This window comes from Ruegeria sp. B10, from assembly GCF_056539825.1.
The window spans coordinates 173,434-190,776 of the sequence record NZ_JBQFVP010000004.1; the positions used below are offsets into that span (position 1 = coordinate 173,434).

Annotated in this window: 20 protein-coding genes; 15 read left to right on the forward strand and 5 right to left on the reverse strand. The window is 57.1% G+C overall.

The features are described from left to right. The first annotated feature begins 261 nt into the window (after positions 1-261). On the forward strand, positions 262-1,842 hold the full coding sequence (locus ACR0J4_RS07190; RefSeq protein ID WP_170553556.1) for a hypothetical protein: 1,581 nt from the start codon (positions 262-264) through the stop codon (positions 1,840-1,842). A gap of 58 nt (positions 1,843-1,900) precedes the next feature. Here the strand turns inward: ACR0J4_RS07190 and mdh are convergent, their stop codons facing one another. Then, complete coding sequence (gene mdh / locus ACR0J4_RS07195) at positions 1,901-2,863, reverse strand: malate dehydrogenase (RefSeq protein WP_170468993.1); 963 nt, start codon at positions 2,861-2,863, stop codon at positions 1,901-1,903. A 161-nt stretch (positions 2,864-3,024) separates the two neighbouring features. On the opposite strand from mdh, the gene ACR0J4_RS07200 reads away from it, so the two are divergent. Further along, entirely contained in the window at positions 3,025-3,780 is a 756-nt protein-coding gene (locus ACR0J4_RS07200) for a sulfite exporter TauE/SafE family protein (RefSeq protein ID WP_170642774.1), read from the forward strand. On the opposite strand, the gene ACR0J4_RS07205 is transcribed toward ACR0J4_RS07200, so the two are convergent. After that, complete coding sequence (locus ACR0J4_RS07205; protein ID WP_170553551.1) at positions 3,777-4,082, reverse strand: hypothetical protein; 306 nt, start codon at positions 4,080-4,082, stop codon at positions 3,777-3,779. The two genes, ACR0J4_RS07200 and ACR0J4_RS07205, sit on opposite strands and share 4 nt — an antisense overlap. A 169-nt stretch (positions 4,083-4,251) precedes the next feature. Here ACR0J4_RS07205 and ACR0J4_RS07210 point away from each other — a divergent pair, with 169 nt between their 5' ends. The 12 genes from ACR0J4_RS07210 to ACR0J4_RS07265 all read left to right on the forward strand — a co-directional run bounded on the left by ACR0J4_RS07210 (position 4,252) and on the right by ACR0J4_RS07265 (position 12,566). Further along, complete coding sequence (locus tag ACR0J4_RS07210; protein WP_170642775.1) at positions 4,252-5,109, forward strand: HpcH/HpaI aldolase/citrate lyase family protein; 858 nt, start codon at positions 4,252-4,254, stop codon at positions 5,107-5,109. A gap of 6 nt (positions 5,110-5,115) precedes the next feature. After that, positions 5,116-5,667 carry an NnrU family protein gene (locus ACR0J4_RS07215; RefSeq protein ID WP_170553545.1) on the forward strand — a complete coding sequence of 184 codons (552 nt, stop codon included), beginning with the start codon at positions 5,116-5,118 and terminating at the stop codon, positions 5,665-5,667. A gap of 15 nt (positions 5,668-5,682) precedes the next feature. Beyond that, positions 5,683-5,889, forward strand: coding sequence for a DUF1737 domain-containing protein (locus ACR0J4_RS07220; protein WP_170378966.1), 207 nt, complete (start codon positions 5,683-5,685; stop codon positions 5,887-5,889). Continuing rightward, on the forward strand, positions 5,889-6,917 hold the full coding sequence (locus ACR0J4_RS07225) for a MaoC family dehydratase (protein ID WP_170553542.1): 1,029 nt from the start codon (positions 5,889-5,891) through the stop codon (positions 6,915-6,917). The genes ACR0J4_RS07220 and ACR0J4_RS07225 overlap by 1 nt, the downstream gene beginning before the upstream one ends. Before the next feature lie 156 nt (positions 6,918-7,073). Continuing rightward, entirely contained in the window at positions 7,074-7,733 is a 660-nt protein-coding gene (locus ACR0J4_RS07230; RefSeq protein ID WP_170642776.1) for a DUF1194 domain-containing protein, read from the forward strand. Between the two features lie 213 nt (positions 7,734-7,946). Next, the gene (sdhC, locus tag ACR0J4_RS07235) at positions 7,947-8,330 is read left to right on the forward strand and encodes a succinate dehydrogenase, cytochrome b556 subunit (RefSeq protein WP_170378960.1); all 384 of its coding nucleotides are present in this window, start codon (positions 7,947-7,949) and stop codon (positions 8,328-8,330) included. A gap of 10 nt (positions 8,331-8,340) precedes the next feature. Further along, a complete protein-coding gene (locus ACR0J4_RS07240; RefSeq protein ID WP_170642777.1) occupies positions 8,341-8,712 on the forward strand; it encodes a succinate dehydrogenase, hydrophobic membrane anchor protein in 372 nt (123 codons plus the stop codon). Between the two features lie 22 nt (positions 8,713-8,734). Continuing rightward, a complete protein-coding gene (sdhA, locus tag ACR0J4_RS07245; RefSeq protein ID WP_170378956.1) occupies positions 8,735-10,543 on the forward strand; it encodes a succinate dehydrogenase flavoprotein subunit in 1,809 nt (602 codons plus the stop codon). Between the two features lie 91 nt (positions 10,544-10,634). Next, positions 10,635-11,261 (forward strand): sulfotransferase, encoded by a 627-nt coding sequence (locus ACR0J4_RS07250; protein ID WP_170666837.1) that lies wholly within the window; start codon positions 10,635-10,637, stop codon positions 11,259-11,261. A 13-nt stretch (positions 11,262-11,274) separates the two neighbouring features. Next, positions 11,275-12,054, forward strand: a complete 780-nt coding sequence (locus ACR0J4_RS07255; RefSeq protein ID WP_170642779.1) for a succinate dehydrogenase iron-sulfur subunit — start codon at positions 11,275-11,277, stop codon at positions 12,052-12,054. A gap of 124 nt (positions 12,055-12,178) precedes the next feature. Further along, entirely contained in the window at positions 12,179-12,325 is a 147-nt protein-coding gene (locus ACR0J4_RS07260) for a hypothetical protein (RefSeq protein ID WP_170553527.1), read from the forward strand. 43 nt (positions 12,326-12,368) lie between these two features. Beyond that, positions 12,369-12,566 (forward strand): hypothetical protein, encoded by a 198-nt coding sequence (locus ACR0J4_RS07265; protein ID WP_480668352.1) that lies wholly within the window; start codon positions 12,369-12,371, stop codon positions 12,564-12,566. 34 nt (positions 12,567-12,600) lie between these two features. Here the strand turns inward: ACR0J4_RS07265 and deoD are convergent, their stop codons facing one another. The 3 genes from deoD to ACR0J4_RS07280 form a co-directional block, all read right to left on the reverse strand. After that, positions 12,601-13,314 (reverse strand): purine-nucleoside phosphorylase, encoded by a 714-nt coding sequence (gene deoD, locus ACR0J4_RS07270; RefSeq protein ID WP_170553522.1) that lies wholly within the window; start codon positions 13,312-13,314, stop codon positions 12,601-12,603. A 19-nt stretch (positions 13,315-13,333) separates the two neighbouring features. Beyond that, complete coding sequence (locus ACR0J4_RS07275; RefSeq protein WP_170642780.1) at positions 13,334-13,651, reverse strand: H-NS histone family protein; 318 nt, start codon at positions 13,649-13,651, stop codon at positions 13,334-13,336. A gap of 122 nt (positions 13,652-13,773) precedes the next feature. Beyond that, complete coding sequence (locus ACR0J4_RS07280; protein ID WP_170642781.1) at positions 13,774-15,741, reverse strand: protein meaA; 1,968 nt, start codon at positions 15,739-15,741, stop codon at positions 13,774-13,776. Positions 15,742-15,885: 144 nt separating this feature from the next. On the opposite strand from ACR0J4_RS07280, the gene ACR0J4_RS07285 reads away from it, so the two are divergent. Beyond that, on the forward strand, positions 15,886-17,274 hold the full coding sequence (locus ACR0J4_RS07285) for a 1-acyl-sn-glycerol-3-phosphate acyltransferase (RefSeq protein WP_170553513.1): 1,389 nt from the start codon (positions 15,886-15,888) through the stop codon (positions 17,272-17,274). Positions 17,275-17,343: the final 69 nt, after the last annotated feature.

Below are 17,343 nucleotides of genomic sequence, written 5' to 3' on the forward strand. Positions count from 1 at the left end.
AAATTGTCCCGTCTGACTACGATTAAACCGATATAGAGGTGTCTAGGGCGCAATTATAAAGGCTTTTTTGAACTCGGAGTGGTTTTTAGCCAAGATTTTCCATATTTGTGATCACAGTATTTTAAGGTGTGATCACAAATATTCGGACTGATTCTTTCAATATTTTGTTCCTTCGCAGCTTTGGCGCAAAATCACTTTCTTGGCCAGTTGGCATTGCCTATAGAGGATATGCTAATAGTGTACCTGATTTTGGAGTGATCAATGCTTGAGGCGGAGCGGCTTTGGAGTCTTAAGCGACGTTACCTGCCCGAGGTATTCAGGTTCCAATATGTTCTGGACAAAACCGGACTTAGTGTCGGCTTTTTGAAGAGCTTGAAATTTGGTGCGTCACAACTGCATGTCGGGCAGGATCTTCCAGTTTGCGAACTAGAGGATTCGGATGGGCTCGTGGTTGGCTATTTGCTGGGGGTCGCTGTTGGTCCGGAAGGTTTGATCGATGGCGATGAAATGCTGCCGTTTTCGACCCGAGACGGCGATGCATGGAGAAAATTCGAGCGATACTTGAACGAGTGTGCAGGCCGGTTCGCCTTTTTCCTGCAGATCGGCGGTGAAGAGCGCCTGTATACCGATCCAGTTGGAATGATTGGCGCGGTTTACGAACGCGACGCGCAGCGCGTCGCAAGTTCACCGCTGCTCGCGATTGACCGAGAGGTTGTTCCAAACATTCGATATCAAGCGGACTGTTTAGCCGAACTTCCCACACGGTATTCGCTATTTCACACTTGTGATGAAAAGGTGAAGCGGTTGAACCCAAATTTCTACCTGAACCTAAACACATTTGACGTTGAAAGGTTCTGGCCTAGAGATGAGGTGTTCTCGCTTGAAAATTCGAACCATGCCGAAACCTATGACGAAATCACCAAGCGACTGGCTTTCAACATTGATAAGATCACCGAACGCCACAAGTGCGCCATGCCGATTACGGGAGGAAGAGATAGTCGAATTTTGGCGGCAGTTGGCCGCGAAAGTTTGCACAAAATTCCTTTTTTCTACACGCATGTGAAAAACTACAATTCCAAAGTAGACGCCCATGTCGGTGCTGCGGTTGCCAAAAGCCTAAACACTCCGCATGTCGTTTTGGGAACGCGTTTTGGGAAGGAAACTAAGCGCTGGGAGCAGAGATTTCTGGCGCAAGCTTATCAGATTTCGCACGGGTCCGATACCGCCCCTCCAAAAGAGTATGTGACCGGAGCAACCAACGCTATTCCGTCCGATCACCTTATCTTGAGGGGGCATCAAACCGACCTTTTACGTGCTGTCTATGTGTTTAAGCCCAAGGCCATGTGGAGTGACGCGGAATGGCAGATTGAACGGATGCTCATTGTGCCTCGGCGATCGTACAATTCAGATATCTGTAAGCATTTCGAAGGAGATTTTTTTGCATGGCAAGCTACCCTTCCAGCCAATGCGATGGAAAAAGCAGCCGACTTTATGTTTTTAGAAGTCTACTACAATTCGACAGTCGGAGCATCTTTTCCCGCCTTGTGGCAGCACTTCTATCTTTCACCTTTCAACAGTCGACGGCTTGTAGAATTGTCTTTGCGGTTTGACGAGGCCGAACGCAGAGGTTGCCTGCCTGTTTTTGACATTGTCCAAAAGGCATCGGCTGATTGCGCAAGGGTGCCATTTTTAGGGGAAGGCGGCACACATTTTTTCGAAATGAACCGACCATCAGACTATGAGCCGCTTTCACAGCAGCGTGTCATAAGCACCGAGCAACGACTTGCCGCGCACTATGGTGGGTTGCCCCTAGTCGAAGCAAACGCGAGTGAGAGCAGGTAGCATCGAACAAATTCGGGTGGACCAAAAAGTCCGCCCGAATTTGTCTCAATTCCTGTTTTTAAGTCAGCGAGCCGTCGATGCCTTTGCAAGCCTCAATCAGGCCCTTCACGGCGTTGACCGAGTTTTCAAAGCCGGCTTGTTCGTCTTCGTTCAGCTTGATGTCGACGATACGTTCGATACCGCCTGCGCCAATGACGGTCGGAACGCCGACATACATGCCGTCAACGCCGAACTCGCCGTTGCAATAGGCCGCGCAGGGCAGAACGCGCTTTTGATCTTTCAGGTAGGCTTCAGCCATTTCGATCGCCGAGGTCGCAGGCGCATAGAAGGCCGAGCCAGTTTTCAGCAGGCCAACGATCTCGGCGCCGCCGTCACGGGTACGCTGAACGATGGCGTCCAGTTTCTCTTGCGTGGTCCAGCCCATCTCGACCAGATCGGGCAACGGGATACCGGCAACGGTCGAATAGCGAACCGACGGCACCATCGTGTCGCCGTGGCCGCCCAGAACAAAGGCGGTGACGTCGCGCATCGAGACGTTGAACTCTTCCGACAGGAAATGTGCGAAACGGGCCGAATCCAGAACGCCCGCCATGCCGCAGACCTTGTTATGCGGCAGGCCCGAGAATTCACGCAGAGCCCAGACCATCGCGTCCAGTGGGTTGGTGATGCAGATCACGAATGCGTCGGGCGCGTGGGCTGCGATGCCTTCGCCGACCGATTTCATGACTTTCAGGTTGATGCCCAGCAGGTCATCGCGGCTCATCCCCGGTTTGCGGGCGACACCTGCGGTGACGATGCACACGTCAGCGCCCGCGATGTCCGCATAGTCGCTGGAGCCTGACATTGCGGCGTCAAAGCCTTCGGACGGGCCGGACTCGGCGATGTCGAGCGCCTTGCCCTGAGGCAGTCCGTCAGCGATGTCAAACAGGACGACGTCACCGAGTTCTTTGACAGCTGCAAGATGCGCAAGCGTGCCGCCGATGTTCCCAGCGCCGATCAGCGCAATCTTGGGTCTGGCCATTTGGAATATCTCCGGTCGGTATTGAAATCGCGGGTTTGCTAGTCGTTAAATGGTTTTTGCGCAAGGGTCCTGCGGCGCGGCATGCCACCGCATACCGTTTGCTATCCCCAAACCGGTTGCGCTAAACCGCCTGTGAATCAAGCCAATTCCCGGGACGCTGCATGTTTGAATTGAACCTGATGTTTTTTGCAGTCGCGATCCCGGCGGTGATCTTTGCGGGCATCTCGAAGGGTGGGTTTGGCTCGGGCGTGGCCTTTGCGTCGTCGTCGATTCTGGCTTTGATCCTGACACCGGGGCAGGCGTTGGCGCTGATGCTGCCGATCCTGATGGTGATCGACGTGGCCACGCTGGGACCCTATTGGAAACGCTGGAGTTGGCCGGATTCACGTCTGCTGATCCTGGGCGCGGTTCCGGGTGTTCTGCTGGGCGCCTGGCTATACCGCGTGACAGATGACGACCTGCTACGCCTGCTGATCGGAGGGATCTCGGTCGGTTTCGTGATCTGGCACGTCGCCCAAAGCAAAGGCTGGATACGCGGCTTCACCCGCCGGTTGCCTGCCTCTGCTGGTCTGTTCGCGGGGCTTGTCGCGGGGTTTACCAGTTTCGTTAGCCATGCAGGAGGTCCACCGGCTGCCGTCTATCTGTTGTCCCAGCGCCTGTCTAAGACCGAGTTTCAGGCGTCGACCGTTTTGGTGTTCTGGGTGATCAACGCAGCGAAATTCGTGCCCTACGCCTATCTCGGCCTTTTCACCTGGGACACGGCGTTAGCGGATCTTCTTTTGACCCCGTTCGCCATTCTGGGAGCCTGGCTGGGCGTCCGGGCGCATTTCATGCTGTCCGAACGCCTGTTCTTTGGTATCGCCTATGTGTTGCTGACCCTGACCGGAGGCAAGTTGATCTGGGACGCACTGACTTAGGTGTTTGGCGGCAGGGCATCGACCATCTGCTCATAGGCCTGCCCCGAGGCCACAAGGCAGGTCATCCCGTCCGGCAGGGTCACCGTGATCGTCCAGCTGCCGGATTGGTCCGAGGCAAACAGCTCCATCACCGCGCCCTGACGGGCAATACCGATCCCCCGGCGCGTTTCACCATAGGTTTCGGCAAGGCGTTGCAACACATCGGCCCGAGGGGCGCAGTTGCGGCCCTGTGCCTGAACCTGTTGCGCCGCGAGGACCATGATTCCCAGCCCGATTGTCATCTTCAAAACTGTCTTTTTCATCTCTGACCCCATCTGTCACCTGTCGTTCCAAGCCTGCGGGTAAGAGGGCGAAATTGCGTTAAAGCAAAGAGCGTTGCGTCATTTATGCTGCGTTGCGGCGATTTTTGCCTTGAACTTTCCTGAGAAAAATGCCCCCTTCTGCGCAACATTATTTCAACGGGAGAGGCCAATGCACCCGCGTCAGCGCCCTTATCGCTCGGTTCTATACATTCCCGGTTCGCGTGACCGGGCCTTGGACAAGGCCCGCACCTTGCCGGTTGATGCCATCATCTTCGATCTGGAAGACGCGGTGTCTGCCGACGAAAAGGCCAATGCACGCGAGACCCTCAAGGAAGCGCTGGCCGTTGGCGGATACGGCCCTCGGGTCAAGATCGTGCGCATCAACGGGCTGGATACTCCGTGGGGCGCAGATGACGCCAAAGCCGTGCGCGAGATGGATGCGGATGCGGTTCTGTTGCCCAAGGTGAACTCGGCGGCGGATGTGGATGCTTTGGCCGCGATCACCGGGGACCTGCCGATCTGGGCGATGATGGAGACCCCGCGCGGTATGCTGAATGCGGCCGAGATTGCAGCACATCCGCTGATGGCGGGATTCGTGATGGGGACAAACGATCTGGCCAAAGACTTGCAAACCCGGTTCCGTCCCGACCGTCTGCCGCTGATGACCTCACTTGGTCTTTGCCTGCTTGCGGCCAAGGCCGAAGGGCTGATCATCGTTGATGGCGTCTACAACGCCTTCAAAGACACCGAAGGACTGACCGCCGAATGCGAACAGGGCCGTGATATGGGCTTTGATGGCAAGACGCTGATCCACCCGGCGCAGATTGAGGTCACCAATGCAGCCTTCGCTCCGTCGGATGACGAAATCGACCTCGCTCGCCGTCAGATCAGCGCGTTTGAGGAAACCGAGGCGCAAGGGCAGGGCGTTGCAGTGGTTGACGGCAAGATCGTTGAAAACCTGCATGTTGTAACTGCCCGCGAAATTCTGGCAAAAGCGGAGGCGATTTCAGCTTTGCAAGCGGGGTAAGCAAGCATGGGCTTTGTTCTTCTGATCCTTGGTGTGGCGCTATGGTGGGCCGCACATCTGTTCAAACGCGCCCTGCCTGCGCAGCGCGCGGCTATGGGCGATGGCGGCAAAGGGGCCGTGGCGCTGGCGCTGGTGACCGCGATCTTGCTGATGATCTTTGGCTACCGCATGACCGAGTTCATCTATGTCTGGGCGCCGCCAAGCTTCATGACCCATATCAACAACCTGTTGGTGCTGATCGCGATCTACATGATGAGTCCAGCCCCTAAGAAAGGCCGTCTGCTCCACAAGCTGCGCCATCCGATGCTGGGCGGGTTCAAGCTGTGGGCCTTTGCGCATCTTCTGGTGAATGGCGATTTGGCCTCGATCATCCTGTTCGGCGGGCTTTTGGCCTGGGCCGTGGTCGAAGTGATCGTGATCAACAAATCCGAACCCGACTGGACCCCTGGCAAACCGGGCACCTATGGCATGGACGCGATGTTCTTTGTCGCCTCGATCGTGCTGCTGGGTGTGATTGGCTATATCCACGGGCTCGTCGGCCCGTCTCCATTCGGATGATAAGGACCTAAAAGAATGGCAAAACTCTATCGCCTGCTGACCGAGGAAGACACCTCGGCCTTCTGTCACAAAGTGTCGGACGCCTTGGCAAAAGGGTGGGAGCTCTATGGCGATCCCTCCTACGCCTTCGATCAGGCCAACAATGTCATGCGGTGCGCGCAGGCCGTGACCAAAGAGGTCGACGCGGACTATTCACCTGAGATGAAACTGGGACAGCAATAATGGCAAAAACCAATCCGGGCCGCTTTTTTGAGGATTATTCCGTCGGGCAGGTGCTGCCGCACGCTGTCCCTCGCACCGTGACGGAGGGAGAGCGCGGCCTCTACCATGCGCTCTATCCTGCGCGTCATGCGCTGTATTCCTCGGATGAGTTCGCGCGGTCCTGTGGTTTGCAGGAAAGCCCGATTGATGATCTGGCGGCCTTCCACGTGGTGTTCGGCAAAACGGTGCCCGATATCTCGCTGAACGCCGTGGCGAATCTGGGCTATGCCGAGGGGCGCTGGCTGTTGCCGGTTCATGCGGGAGACACGCTGCGGTCGGTGTCCGAGGTGATCGGGGTCAAGCAGAACTCGAACGGCAAGACCGGCGTGGTCTGGGTGCGGACGCGCGGTCTGAACCAGTTAGACGAAGTGGTTATTGAATATGTCCGCTGGGTGATGGTGCGCAAGGCAAACCCGGATGCGCCGGCACCGGAAACCGTCGTGCCCGATTTGAAGAAAGTGTTGGAGCCGAGCGATTTGGTCATCCCCGAGGGGCTTGATTTTTCGAATTACGATTTCACCCTGGCGGGTGAGCCGCATCGTTGGGGCGACTATGAGATCGGCGAGACCATTGATCACGTGGACGGCGTGACGGTGGAAGAGGCTGAGCATATGTTGGCTACACGCCTGTGGCAGAACACGGCCAAGGTGCATTTCGACCTGACCTTCCGCCCCGAGGGCCGACTGATCTATGGGGGTCACGTGATCTCGATGGCGCGGGCTTTGTCGTTCAACGGGTTGGCCAATGCGCAGATGATCGTGGGTCTGAATGGCGGCGCACATGCCAACCCCTGTTTCGCAGGAGACACGATCAAGGCGTGGTCCGAGGTTCTGGACAAGGCCGAAACCGACGTGCCCGGGGTAGGGGCGATCCGTCTGCGTCTGGTGGCGACCAAAGGCGGCGCGCCGTTCGAGCTGCGCGGCGAAGACGGAAAATACACGTCGGACGTGCTGCTGGACCTCGACTATTGGGCCTTGATGCCGATCTAAAGCGTTTCGGGTTTACCTGAATCATCAAGTGACACGAATGTCCCGAGAACGCTGCAAGCGTGGCAGGGTATTCGTGTCACAGGTATAACCCGAAACGCTAAAATCGGGTTACAGTGATGTGAACACAGCACCCGCAATCCGTGCTAGGGTGGCGGCATGTTTCTACGTTTTCTCACCCTTTTCCTGTGCCTTACACGCCCCGCCTGGGGGTGCGATCTGGCGCTGGCCTTGGCGGTGGATGTCTCTGGCTCTGTCGACAGCAGCGAATACCGCATTCAGATGGATGGCCTCGCCGCTGGGTTGCGTGACCCGATCGTGTCCGAGGCCTTGGTGCGCGGGCAGGCGCAATTGATGTTGGTGCAATGGACGGGCGAATCCCGCCAGCGGGTGACGATCCCGTGGACGAAAATCGACAGCTTTATCGCTCTGGAGAACTTTGCTGATCAAGTTGCGCAGGATCCAAGGGTCTGGCGAAACTTCTCAACCGCGATCGGAGAAGCTCTAGAGGCCACCCTGCTGCGGTTTGACGAAGTGGCAGAGTGCAGGCGAATGCTGATTGATATCTCGGGAGACGGGGTTTCCAACGAAGGGATTGAGCCGACGCAGATTCATGGCCTTCTGAAAGATCGAGGCGTGACAGTAAACGCCATAGCTATTGAAGAAAGTGAACCGGATCTGACGGCCTACTTCTTTGAGAACGTCATCTTCGGAGAGGGGGCTTTTGTCGTGTCGGCCTCAGGGTTTGCAGACTACCCAGAGCGCATACGTAAAAAGCTGCTACGCGAGGTGACGCAGCAATCTGCCGGTTTTCGTTGATCTACAGGGATTCGTGATCACAATGCTTCGACGTTGAAAACGCTAACATAGAATGATCGCATTGTATTTTGTGATCACACTTTTAAAGTGCGTGATCACAATTAGTCAAAATCACCGTTTTTGAGGCAATTTTACCTGTTTTTGCAGGTGCAGCACGTGACAGAAGCGCAAAAACAAGTAAAAAGTCTGGTAGCCAAAGTAAGAGGAGCCGCCATGGCCGATGTCAATCGGGGCAACCGCCCGCTCTCGCCACATATTATGATCTATCGCCCGCAGATGACCTCCATGTCGTCCATCATGGTCCGGTTTTCCGGCCTCGGGGTGTTTGCCGTTGCCATTCTGGTTGTCTGGTGGCTGCTGGCCGCGTCAACTTCGGAAAGTGCATTTGCGCTGATCGACGGGTTCCTGACCAGCTGGTTCGGTAAGCTGATCCTCATCGTCGCGACCTGGGCGCTTTGGTATCACACGCTGGGCCGCCTGCGTCACGTGTTCTGGGACTTCGGCTACTGCCTCGACGTGAATACCTCGGAAAAACTGGGGATGGGCATGTTCATCGGTGCCACAGTCCTGACCATTCTCACCGTGCTTGTGGTTTAAGGAGACGGAGATGCGATATCTGACCGACCGCAAACGCGCGCAGGGCTTGGGCGCAGGGAAATCGGGAACACAAACCCATTGGCGTACCATGGTGCGCGCGATGATCCTGACCGTGCTGGTTCCCATATTTATCATCACCTTCGGAATAGGCCTCGGCGGCACGTATGAAGAGGTTCTGGCCTATTTCAGCCGCCCCTTCCCTGCGATTGTCACCGCTCTGACGCTGGTCGTGGGCCTGCAGCAGCTTATGTATGAGGCGCAGGAAACCATCGAAGACTATATCCATGGCATTCTTGAGAAAATCTCTCTCGTTGCGATGTGGGCGCTTGGTTACACGCTGATGGCTGCGGGGCTGTTTGCCCTGGTCAAGCTGGCCCTGTGACGCGCGATAAGGAACAAGAACAATGACAGCAGCATATGAATATGAAACCCACGAATACGACGTGGTCGTCGTAGGTGCAGGTGGGGCCGGTCTGCGGGCGACATTGGGCATGGCCGAGCAGGGCCTGCGTACAGCCTGTGTCACCAAGGTGTTCCCGACACGCTCACATACGGTTGCCGCGCAAGGTGGTATTGCAGCGTCCCTGTCCAACATGGGGCCTGACCATTGGCAATGGCACATGTACGACACCGTCAAGGGTTCGGACTGGCTGGGTGATACCGATGCGATGGAGTACCTTGCGCGCGAAGCTCCCAAGGCAGTTTATGAGCTGGAACACTACGGTGTGCCCTTCAGCCGTACGGAAGAGGGTAAAATTTACCAGCGCCCCTTCGGCGGTCATACCACCGAGTTTGGCGAAGGTCCCGCCGTGCAGCGCACCTGTGCAGCCGCAGACCGGACCGGTCACGCGATCCTGCATACGCTTTATGGACAGTCGCTGAAAAACAACGCTGAATTCTACATCGAATATTTCGCCATCGACCTGATCATGTCCGAGGATGGGCAGTGTCAGGGCGTCGTCTGCTGGAAGCTGGACGACGGCACGATGCATGTCTTCAACGCCAAGATGGTTGTACTGGCGACCGGCGGTTACGGTCGTGCATATTTCAGCGCGACCTCGGCCCATACCTGCACCGGCGACGGTGGCGGCATGGTGGCCCGTGCCGGTCTGGCGCTTCAGGATATGGAGTTCGTTCAGTTCCACCCAACCGGCATCTACGGCTCGGGTTGCTTAATCACCGAGGGTGCTCGGGGTGAAGGCGGTTATTTGACCAACTCTGAAGGTGAGCGGTTCATGGAGCGTTATGCGCCCCAGTACAAGGACTTGGCGCCGCGCGACTATGTCTCGCGTTCGATGACGATGGAGATCCGCGAAGGTCGTGGTCACGGCGATGACGGGGATCATATTCATTTGAACCTGAGCCACCTGCCAGCCGAGGCGCTGGCGGAACGGTTGCCTGGAATCTCGGAATCGGCACGTGTCTTTGCTGGTGTTGACGTTACCAAGGAACCCATCCCGGTTCTGCCGACCGTGCATTACAATATGGGCGGTATTCCGACGAATTATTGGGGTGAGGTTCTCAACCCAACTGCAGACAACCCAACCGCAGTTGTTCCCGGCCTGATGGCAGTGGGCGAAGCGGGTTGTGCTTCGGTCCACGGTGCCAACCGTCTGGGCTCTAATTCTCTGATCGATCTGGTCGTCTTTGGTCGCGCGGCGGCCATCCGAGCCGGTAAAGTAGTGGACGCAGACGCGCCGAACCCTGTGCTGAACCAGGCATCGGTTGATAAGGCATTTGATCGGTTTGACGCCGTACGGAACGCCTCGGGCGCAGTCCCGACCGCTGACCTGCGGCTTGAGATGCAAAAAACCATGCAGCAGGACGCGGCTGTGTTCCGGACCGCCAAGACCATGGCGGAAGGCGTCGAAAAGATGACGGCGATCGCGGCTAAGATGGACGATCTGAAGGTTTCGGACCGGTCTCTGGTCTGGAACAGTGACCTGATGGAGTCGCTGGAACTGACCAACCTGATGCCAAGCGCTCTGGCGACCATCGTGGGGGCCGAAGCGCGCAAAGAGTCCCGTGGCGCACATGCGCATGAGGATTTCGCGGAGCGCGACGATGAGAACTGGCGTGTCCACACCGTCAGCCGGGTCGAGGGTAACAAGGTTGAACTCAGTTACCGTCCGGTGATCGTTGATCCTCTGACCAACGAGGATCAGGGCGGCATCAGCCTCAAGAAAATCGCGCCGAAAGCGCGGACGTTCTAAGTAGGAGCAACCATCAGGCAATGCGGTGCAAGCGCCACATACCCACCGACACGACAAACGCCCCATGCGGGCGCGGTGAGGGGTGCTTGCCATGACGGTTGAACAGCTGCCCTCGGGTCCGCGGGATCCCAAGATCATCCTGATCGGCCTGAACCGCTGTGCCACCACGTCGCTGCACAAGCTGTTTCAGAACAGTGGCATCGCGTCGGTGCATTGGGTGGACGATCAGGGCAACAACTTGGCCCAGAAAATGGTGACGAATATCGCCATGGGTCGGAAACCGCTGGATGGGTTCGGCTCGGTCCGGGCCTTTACTGACATTGCCTTTGTGAATGCCCGGTTCATGCTGGATGGCACGCGGTTCTTCCGCGAGCTGCATGCGGCTTACCCGGAAGCCTATTTTCTGCTGAACACGCGCGATCGCGAGGATTGGATTTCCTCACGCGCGCTGCACAGCAATGGCGGCTATCTCGAACGCTGCTGCAAGGCCAACGGGATGGGCGCAGACGAGGTGAAACAGGGCTGGCGCCGGATGTATGACGTACACCACGCCGAGGTGCAGGCCCATTTCGACGGGAACCCAAGTTTCCTGCGCTTTGATATCGACCGCGACGACCCTCAGGCGATTGCCGACTGGTTATCTGCGGATTTTGACGTGAACATTGCCCATTGGGGGCACTACAATCGAGGCGCGTCTGACCGCGCCCGGACAGGCTGAATGGAGAATTGACATGGTTCAACTGACCCTGCCCAAGAATTCCCGGATCACCACCGGTAAGACATGGCCCAAACCGGACGGCGCGAAGAACCTGCGCAAGTTCCAGATCTATCGCTGGAACCCCGATGACGGCCAGAACCCACGTGTCGACACGTATTTCGTCGATATGGACACCTGCGGCCCGATGATTCTGGACGCGCTGATCAAGATCAAGAACGAGATCGATCCAACCCTGACATTCCGCCGTTCGTGCCGGGAAGGGATCTGTGGCTCCTGCGCGATGAATATCGACGGGATCAACACGCTGGCCTGTATCTACGGCATGGATGAGATCAAGGGCGACGTGAAGATCTACCCGCTGCCGCATATGCCAGTGGTCAAGGACCTGATCCCCGATCTGACGCATTTCTACGCGCAGCATGCCTCGATCATGCCGTGGCTGGAAACCAAGACCAACCGTCCCGCGAAAGAGTGGAAGCAGTCCATCGAAGACCGCAAGAAGCTGGACGGCTTGTATGAGTGCGTGATGTGCGCCAGCTGCTCGACCTCGTGCCCGAGCTACTGGTGGAATGGCGACCGCTATCTTGGCCCCGCAGCTTTGCTGCATGCCTACCGCTGGATCATCGACAGCCGTGATGAAGCCACGGGTGAGCGTCTGAATGAGTTGGAAGATCCTTTCAAGCTGTATCGCTGCCACACGATCATGAACTGCGCCAAGACCTGCCCGAAGGGTCTGAACCCGGCGGCAGCGATTGCGCAGATCAAGAAGATGATGGTCGAACGCTCTGTCTGATCGACCTATGCGCTTGCCGTGCTGCGGCAAGCGCATGCCCCCTTTGCAAAAACGTCCGATGTCGACGGACCACTGACGCGGTATATTTGCAGAAGGGAGGAGTGATGAAATCAGGATCACTCCGATGAGTACACAATCAAACACTCTGAAAACCGACGCCAAGGAAGCTCTGACCCTGTTGGAGCAAGCTTGGGCTTACTACGCGCCTGAAACTGTTGGTGCTGAGGATCAGCGAGAGCCTGAGCTGTTCGAATACGCAAACGCAGCGTAACACCGGCCTTGCCATTTGCCGCTGGAACGGGCCAAACAGATCTATGCCTGTTCTTCTGCTTCTTCTGGCCGCAGGGGTTTTCGCCTATTTCATCTGGCGCTCCCGCACGTCTTCGCTGACACGCGATTGTCGCTGGCGACAGCATCGGGACGAAGATCTGTGGGTCTGCGCCTTTTGCGGCGCGCGGTCCGACGGTTCAGATCGTCCTTCGAAATGTCTGCGGCAATCAATCGGCAAATAGAAATCGGGCCGAGACATGCTCGGCCCGTTTCACGTTATGCTGTGTCCGGGAAGGCCGCTTGCAGCGCGATCTCGACCATGTCGCCAAAGCTACGCTCCCGCTCGGATGAGGGCAGGGCTTCGCCCGTCAGCAGGTGGTCCGAGACGGTCAGAACCGCAAGTGCCCGGCATTTGTGTCTGGCGGCGAGGATATACAGCTCGGCTGCTTCCATCTCGACCCCCAGAATGCCGTGACGCACCATCTGTTCGTTCAAATCAGGGCGTTCATCATAGAACACATCTGACGAATAGATCCCGCCAACATGGGTTGGTGTTCCCTTGGCTGCCGCCGCATTGGCCGCGGCCTGCAACAGCCCCCAATCCGCGCAGGGGGCAAAGTTCAGTTCCTTCATGATGCCCCGGGACGGCGTGCTGAGCGTGGTCGATGTCAAAGCCAGAATAACATCGCGGACATTGACGCTGTCCTGCATACCACCGCAGGAGCCGATGCGGATCAGTGTCTTTGCGCCGAAATCCCGGATCAATTCGTTCACGTAAATGGAAAGTGAGGGCATCCCCATACCGCTGCCCTGAATGGTGACAGGGTTTCCTTTCCACGTTCCGGTAAACCCGAGCATGCCGCGCACGTCATTGACCAACCTAACGTCATCCAAAAACGTTTCGGCTGCCCATTTCGCCCGATAGGGATCTCCGGGCAAAAGAACGGTTTCTGCGATATCGCCTTTTTCTGCGCCAATGTGGATTGTCATTTCTGAAACAACCTCAGATTCAGATTTCCAACGCGGCTATATCGGTGCCGGAATTCAGCGCGTCATGGACCCATTGAGGCTTGCGCCCACGGCCTGACCAGGTTTGCTCCGGGGCGTTCGGATTGCGGTATTTCGCTTTTGATTTCTGGGTCTTGGTACCTTTCGAAGCCCCGTCCAAAAGATCTGACAGGGGAAACCCGAATTCGGCTGCGGCTTTTTCGGCGGCTTCCAGAGCGGCTTTGCGCTCGCGCTTTTCGGCATTTACCAGGGCTTTATCAATATCGTTGCGCAATTGCAGAAGTTCATTGCGCGACATTTTTTCAAGCTCAAGTCCCATTATTTTTTCCTCTTTCAGACGTGAGTTATTGCAATTCCAAGAATTGCAGCAATTTCACACGCCGATATAGGCTATTCCCGTCATTTCGGGAATAGCCATCAAGAGTTTTTCAAAACGAGCCGTTATTCGGCGGCGATTTCCTGTGGGTCCACCAGCGCGACGATGTCGCCCATGATTGCGTTCAATTCGAAATTCTTGGGCGTGTAGATTCTGGCGACACCCATTTTCTTCAAAGCGTCTGCGTCATCGTCCGGAATAATCCCGCCGACGATGACAGGTACGTGCGACAGGCCTGCCTGTTTCAGGCGGGTCATTACGTCTTCGACCAGGGGTAGATGACTGCCAGACAGGATCGACAAACCGATCACATGGGCATCGTCTTCGGACGCGGCCGAGACGATTTCTTCTGGTGTCAAGCGAATGCCCTCATAGCTGATATCCATACCACAATCACGGGCACGGAAGGCAATCTGCTCGGCGCCGTTGGAATGACCATCCAAACCCGGCTTGCCGACCAGAAATTTCAAACGACGCCCCAAACGGTCACTGACTGCATCCACCGACGCGCGCAGGTCCTCCAACCCTTCGGTCTTGTTCGAGACAGAGCCGGACACGCCGGTTGGGCCACGGTAGGTGCCGTAGACCTTGCGCATTTCCTCGGCCCATTCACCCGTGGTTGCACCGGCCTTGGCCGCAGCAATCGAGGGCTCCATGACATTCGCCCCGGTTTGTGCCGCCTCGCGCAAAGCAGCCAGCGCCGCTGCTACGGCTACCTCATCACGCTCTGCCCGCCAGTCGTTCAGACGATTGATCTGCTCCTGCTCAACCGCAGGGTCCACAACCATGATTCCGCCATCCTCGGTTTGCAGAGGCGAGGGTTCACCATCGACCCATTTGTTCACACCGACCACAATGGTTTCGTTCCGTTCAATGCGGTTCAGGCGTTCTGCATTGGAATCGACCAGTCGGGACTTCATGTATTCGATCGAGGCCACGGCACCGCCCATTGAGTCGAGATTGGCCAACTCGGCCCGTGCGCCTTCTTTGAGTTCCTCGACCTTGGCATCGACTGCCGGGTTCCCGTCGAACAGGTCTCCGTATTCCAGCAGGTCCGTCTCATAAGCCAGAATCTGCTGCATGCGCATCGACCACTGCTGGTCCCACGGGCGGGGCAGGCCCAAAGCCTCATTCCAGGCGGGCAACTGAACGGCACGGGCGCGCGCCTTTTTCGAAAGGGTCACGGCCAGCATCTCGATCAGGATGCGGTAGACGTTGTTTTCCGGTTGCTGTTCAGTCAGCCCAAGCGAGTTCACTTGAACGCCATAGCGGAATCTGCGGAACTTGGGGTTCTCAACACCATAGCGTTGTTGAAGGATTTCATCCCAAAGGTCGACGAAGGCCCGCATTTTGCACATTTCGGTGACAAAGCGGATACCTGCATTCACGAAGAAGGAAATGCGCCCACACAGGGCAGGGAAGTCCTCGGCAGGCACACGCGGGCGTAGTTCGTCCAGCACTGCGATGGCTGTGGCGAGTGCGTAGGCCAGCTCCTGTTCCGGTGTCGCACCGGCCTCTTGCAGGTGGTAGGAACACACGTTCATCGGGTTCCATTTCGGCACGTTGGTATAGCAATACTCGGCCACATCCGCGATCATCTTCAGCGAGGGTTTCGGCGGGCAGACATAGGTGCCGCGGCTCAGATATTCCTTGATCAGGTCATTCTGTACGGTGCCCTGCAGCTTTGAGACATCCGCGCCCTGTTCCTCGGCCACGGCAATGTAAAGCGCCAGCAGCCACGGGGCCGTCGCGTTGATCGTCATCGAGGTGTTCATCTGCTCCAGCGGAATCTGGTCGAACAGCACCCGCATGTCGCCCAGATGGCAGATCGGCACACCCACTTTGCCGACCTCGCCGCGCGCTAGTGTGTGGTCGCTGTCATAGCCCGTTTGAGTCGGCAGATCGAAAGCCACCGACAGGCCAGTCTGACCTTTGGCGAGGTTGCCGCGATACAGCGCGTTCGAGGCTTTGGCGGTGGAATGACCGGCGTAGGTTCGGATCAGCCAGGGGCGGTCTTTCTGCATCTGCGTCATGGGCGGGCCTCGTGTTTCGGTGAGCAACAAAATTACGTCTACGGGTTCTAAATCGCAATTTTCAGGCGTTGTCAATTCGCTGCGTTGCGGCATATGCGAATTGTCTAGATTGTGAGCCGTCTCGTTTGGTGGCAGTGTGGCCCGATGTTGAGAACCGTGGAACTTCCGCTGTGGCTATTCCTGTTGATCGTGGTCTTTGCCATGGTCACCTTTGCCTCGCATTTTTTGTTCCCGTCCGTCCGCTGGTTCTTTCGCCGCAGGCTTGAGAGGGCGGTCTCTCGGTTGAACCAGCGCCTGCAGCGGCCGATCCAGCCGTTCAAGCTGGCGCGGCGGCACGACATGATCCAGCGACTCATCTATGATCCTCAGGTCGGGCAAGCAGTGCAGCAGCACGCCCACGAAGAAGGTATCCCCGAAGCCGTTGCGTTCGAACAAGCCCGCAGATACGCACGTGAGATCGTGCCCTCCTTTTCGGCTTTTGCCTATTTCAGCTTCGCCATTCGTCTGTCCAGGTTGCTGAGCAACGCGTTCTACAACGTGCATCTCAGCTACAAGGATGAAAGCGCGATCAAGGATATCGACCCCGAGGCGACGGTTGTCTTTGTGATGAACCATCGCAGCAATATGGACTATGTTCTGGTCACTTATCTGGCGGCGCAGCAATCCGCCCTGTCCTATGCAGTGGGCGAATGGGCGCGGGTTTGGCCGCTCAGCCGGTTGATCCGCGCGATGGGCGCGTATTTCATCCGTCGCAAATCGGGCAGTGAATTATATCGCCAGGTTCTGGCCAGCTACGTAAGACACGCGACCGAAGCAGGTGTAACGCAAGCGATGTTCCCCGAAGGCGGGCTCAGCCTGACCGGCGCTTTAGGGCGCCCCAAGCTGGGTTTGTTGAAATATATTATCGACGGCACCTCGCCCGAGGGGCGCGATGTGGTGTTTGTGCCGGTGGCCCTGAACTATGACCGCGTGCTTGAGGACACGATCCTGACGCGCGCCGCCCTCGGAACCGATCGACGTTTTCGCGCGCGGATCGGGGTGATCACAAGCTGGGTTCTCAAGCAAATCTGGCGTCGGTTGATCGGTCGCTACAAGCGGTTCGGACTGGCCGCGGTTCGGTATGGTGAGCCGATCTCGCTGAAAGACTTCGAGGCACGAGCCGGTGATGACGTCATGACCGACCTCGCCCGCGCGTTGATGAAACGGATTGGCGCAGCGATTCCCTTGGTGCCGGGGCCGGCCGCGTGCTGGCTGCTGCGCGAGAATGGCCCTATGCCCGAACAAGAGGTGCGGAGTCGTATCCGTGCCCTCATGCAAGCCGATGGTCTGGCGCTGGCGGAATCAGAGGACGCCATCACCAGCGCTGTGGATCAAATGGTCGAACGACGCATTCTGACCCTTGAAGACGGGGTTTTGAATCTGTCCGGGCAGCGCGAGGATCTAATGCAATACTACGCAGAGTCAGTGCCCGAACATGTGAAATCCGCCAATGCTGCGTCCGCAAAAGACGTTTCTGCACCCGCTGGGTCATAAAATTACAAAAATAGACCAAAGATGGTTGCAATGTTGCGCAACCCCTCCTATCCCTCTGTAGGAGAGGCG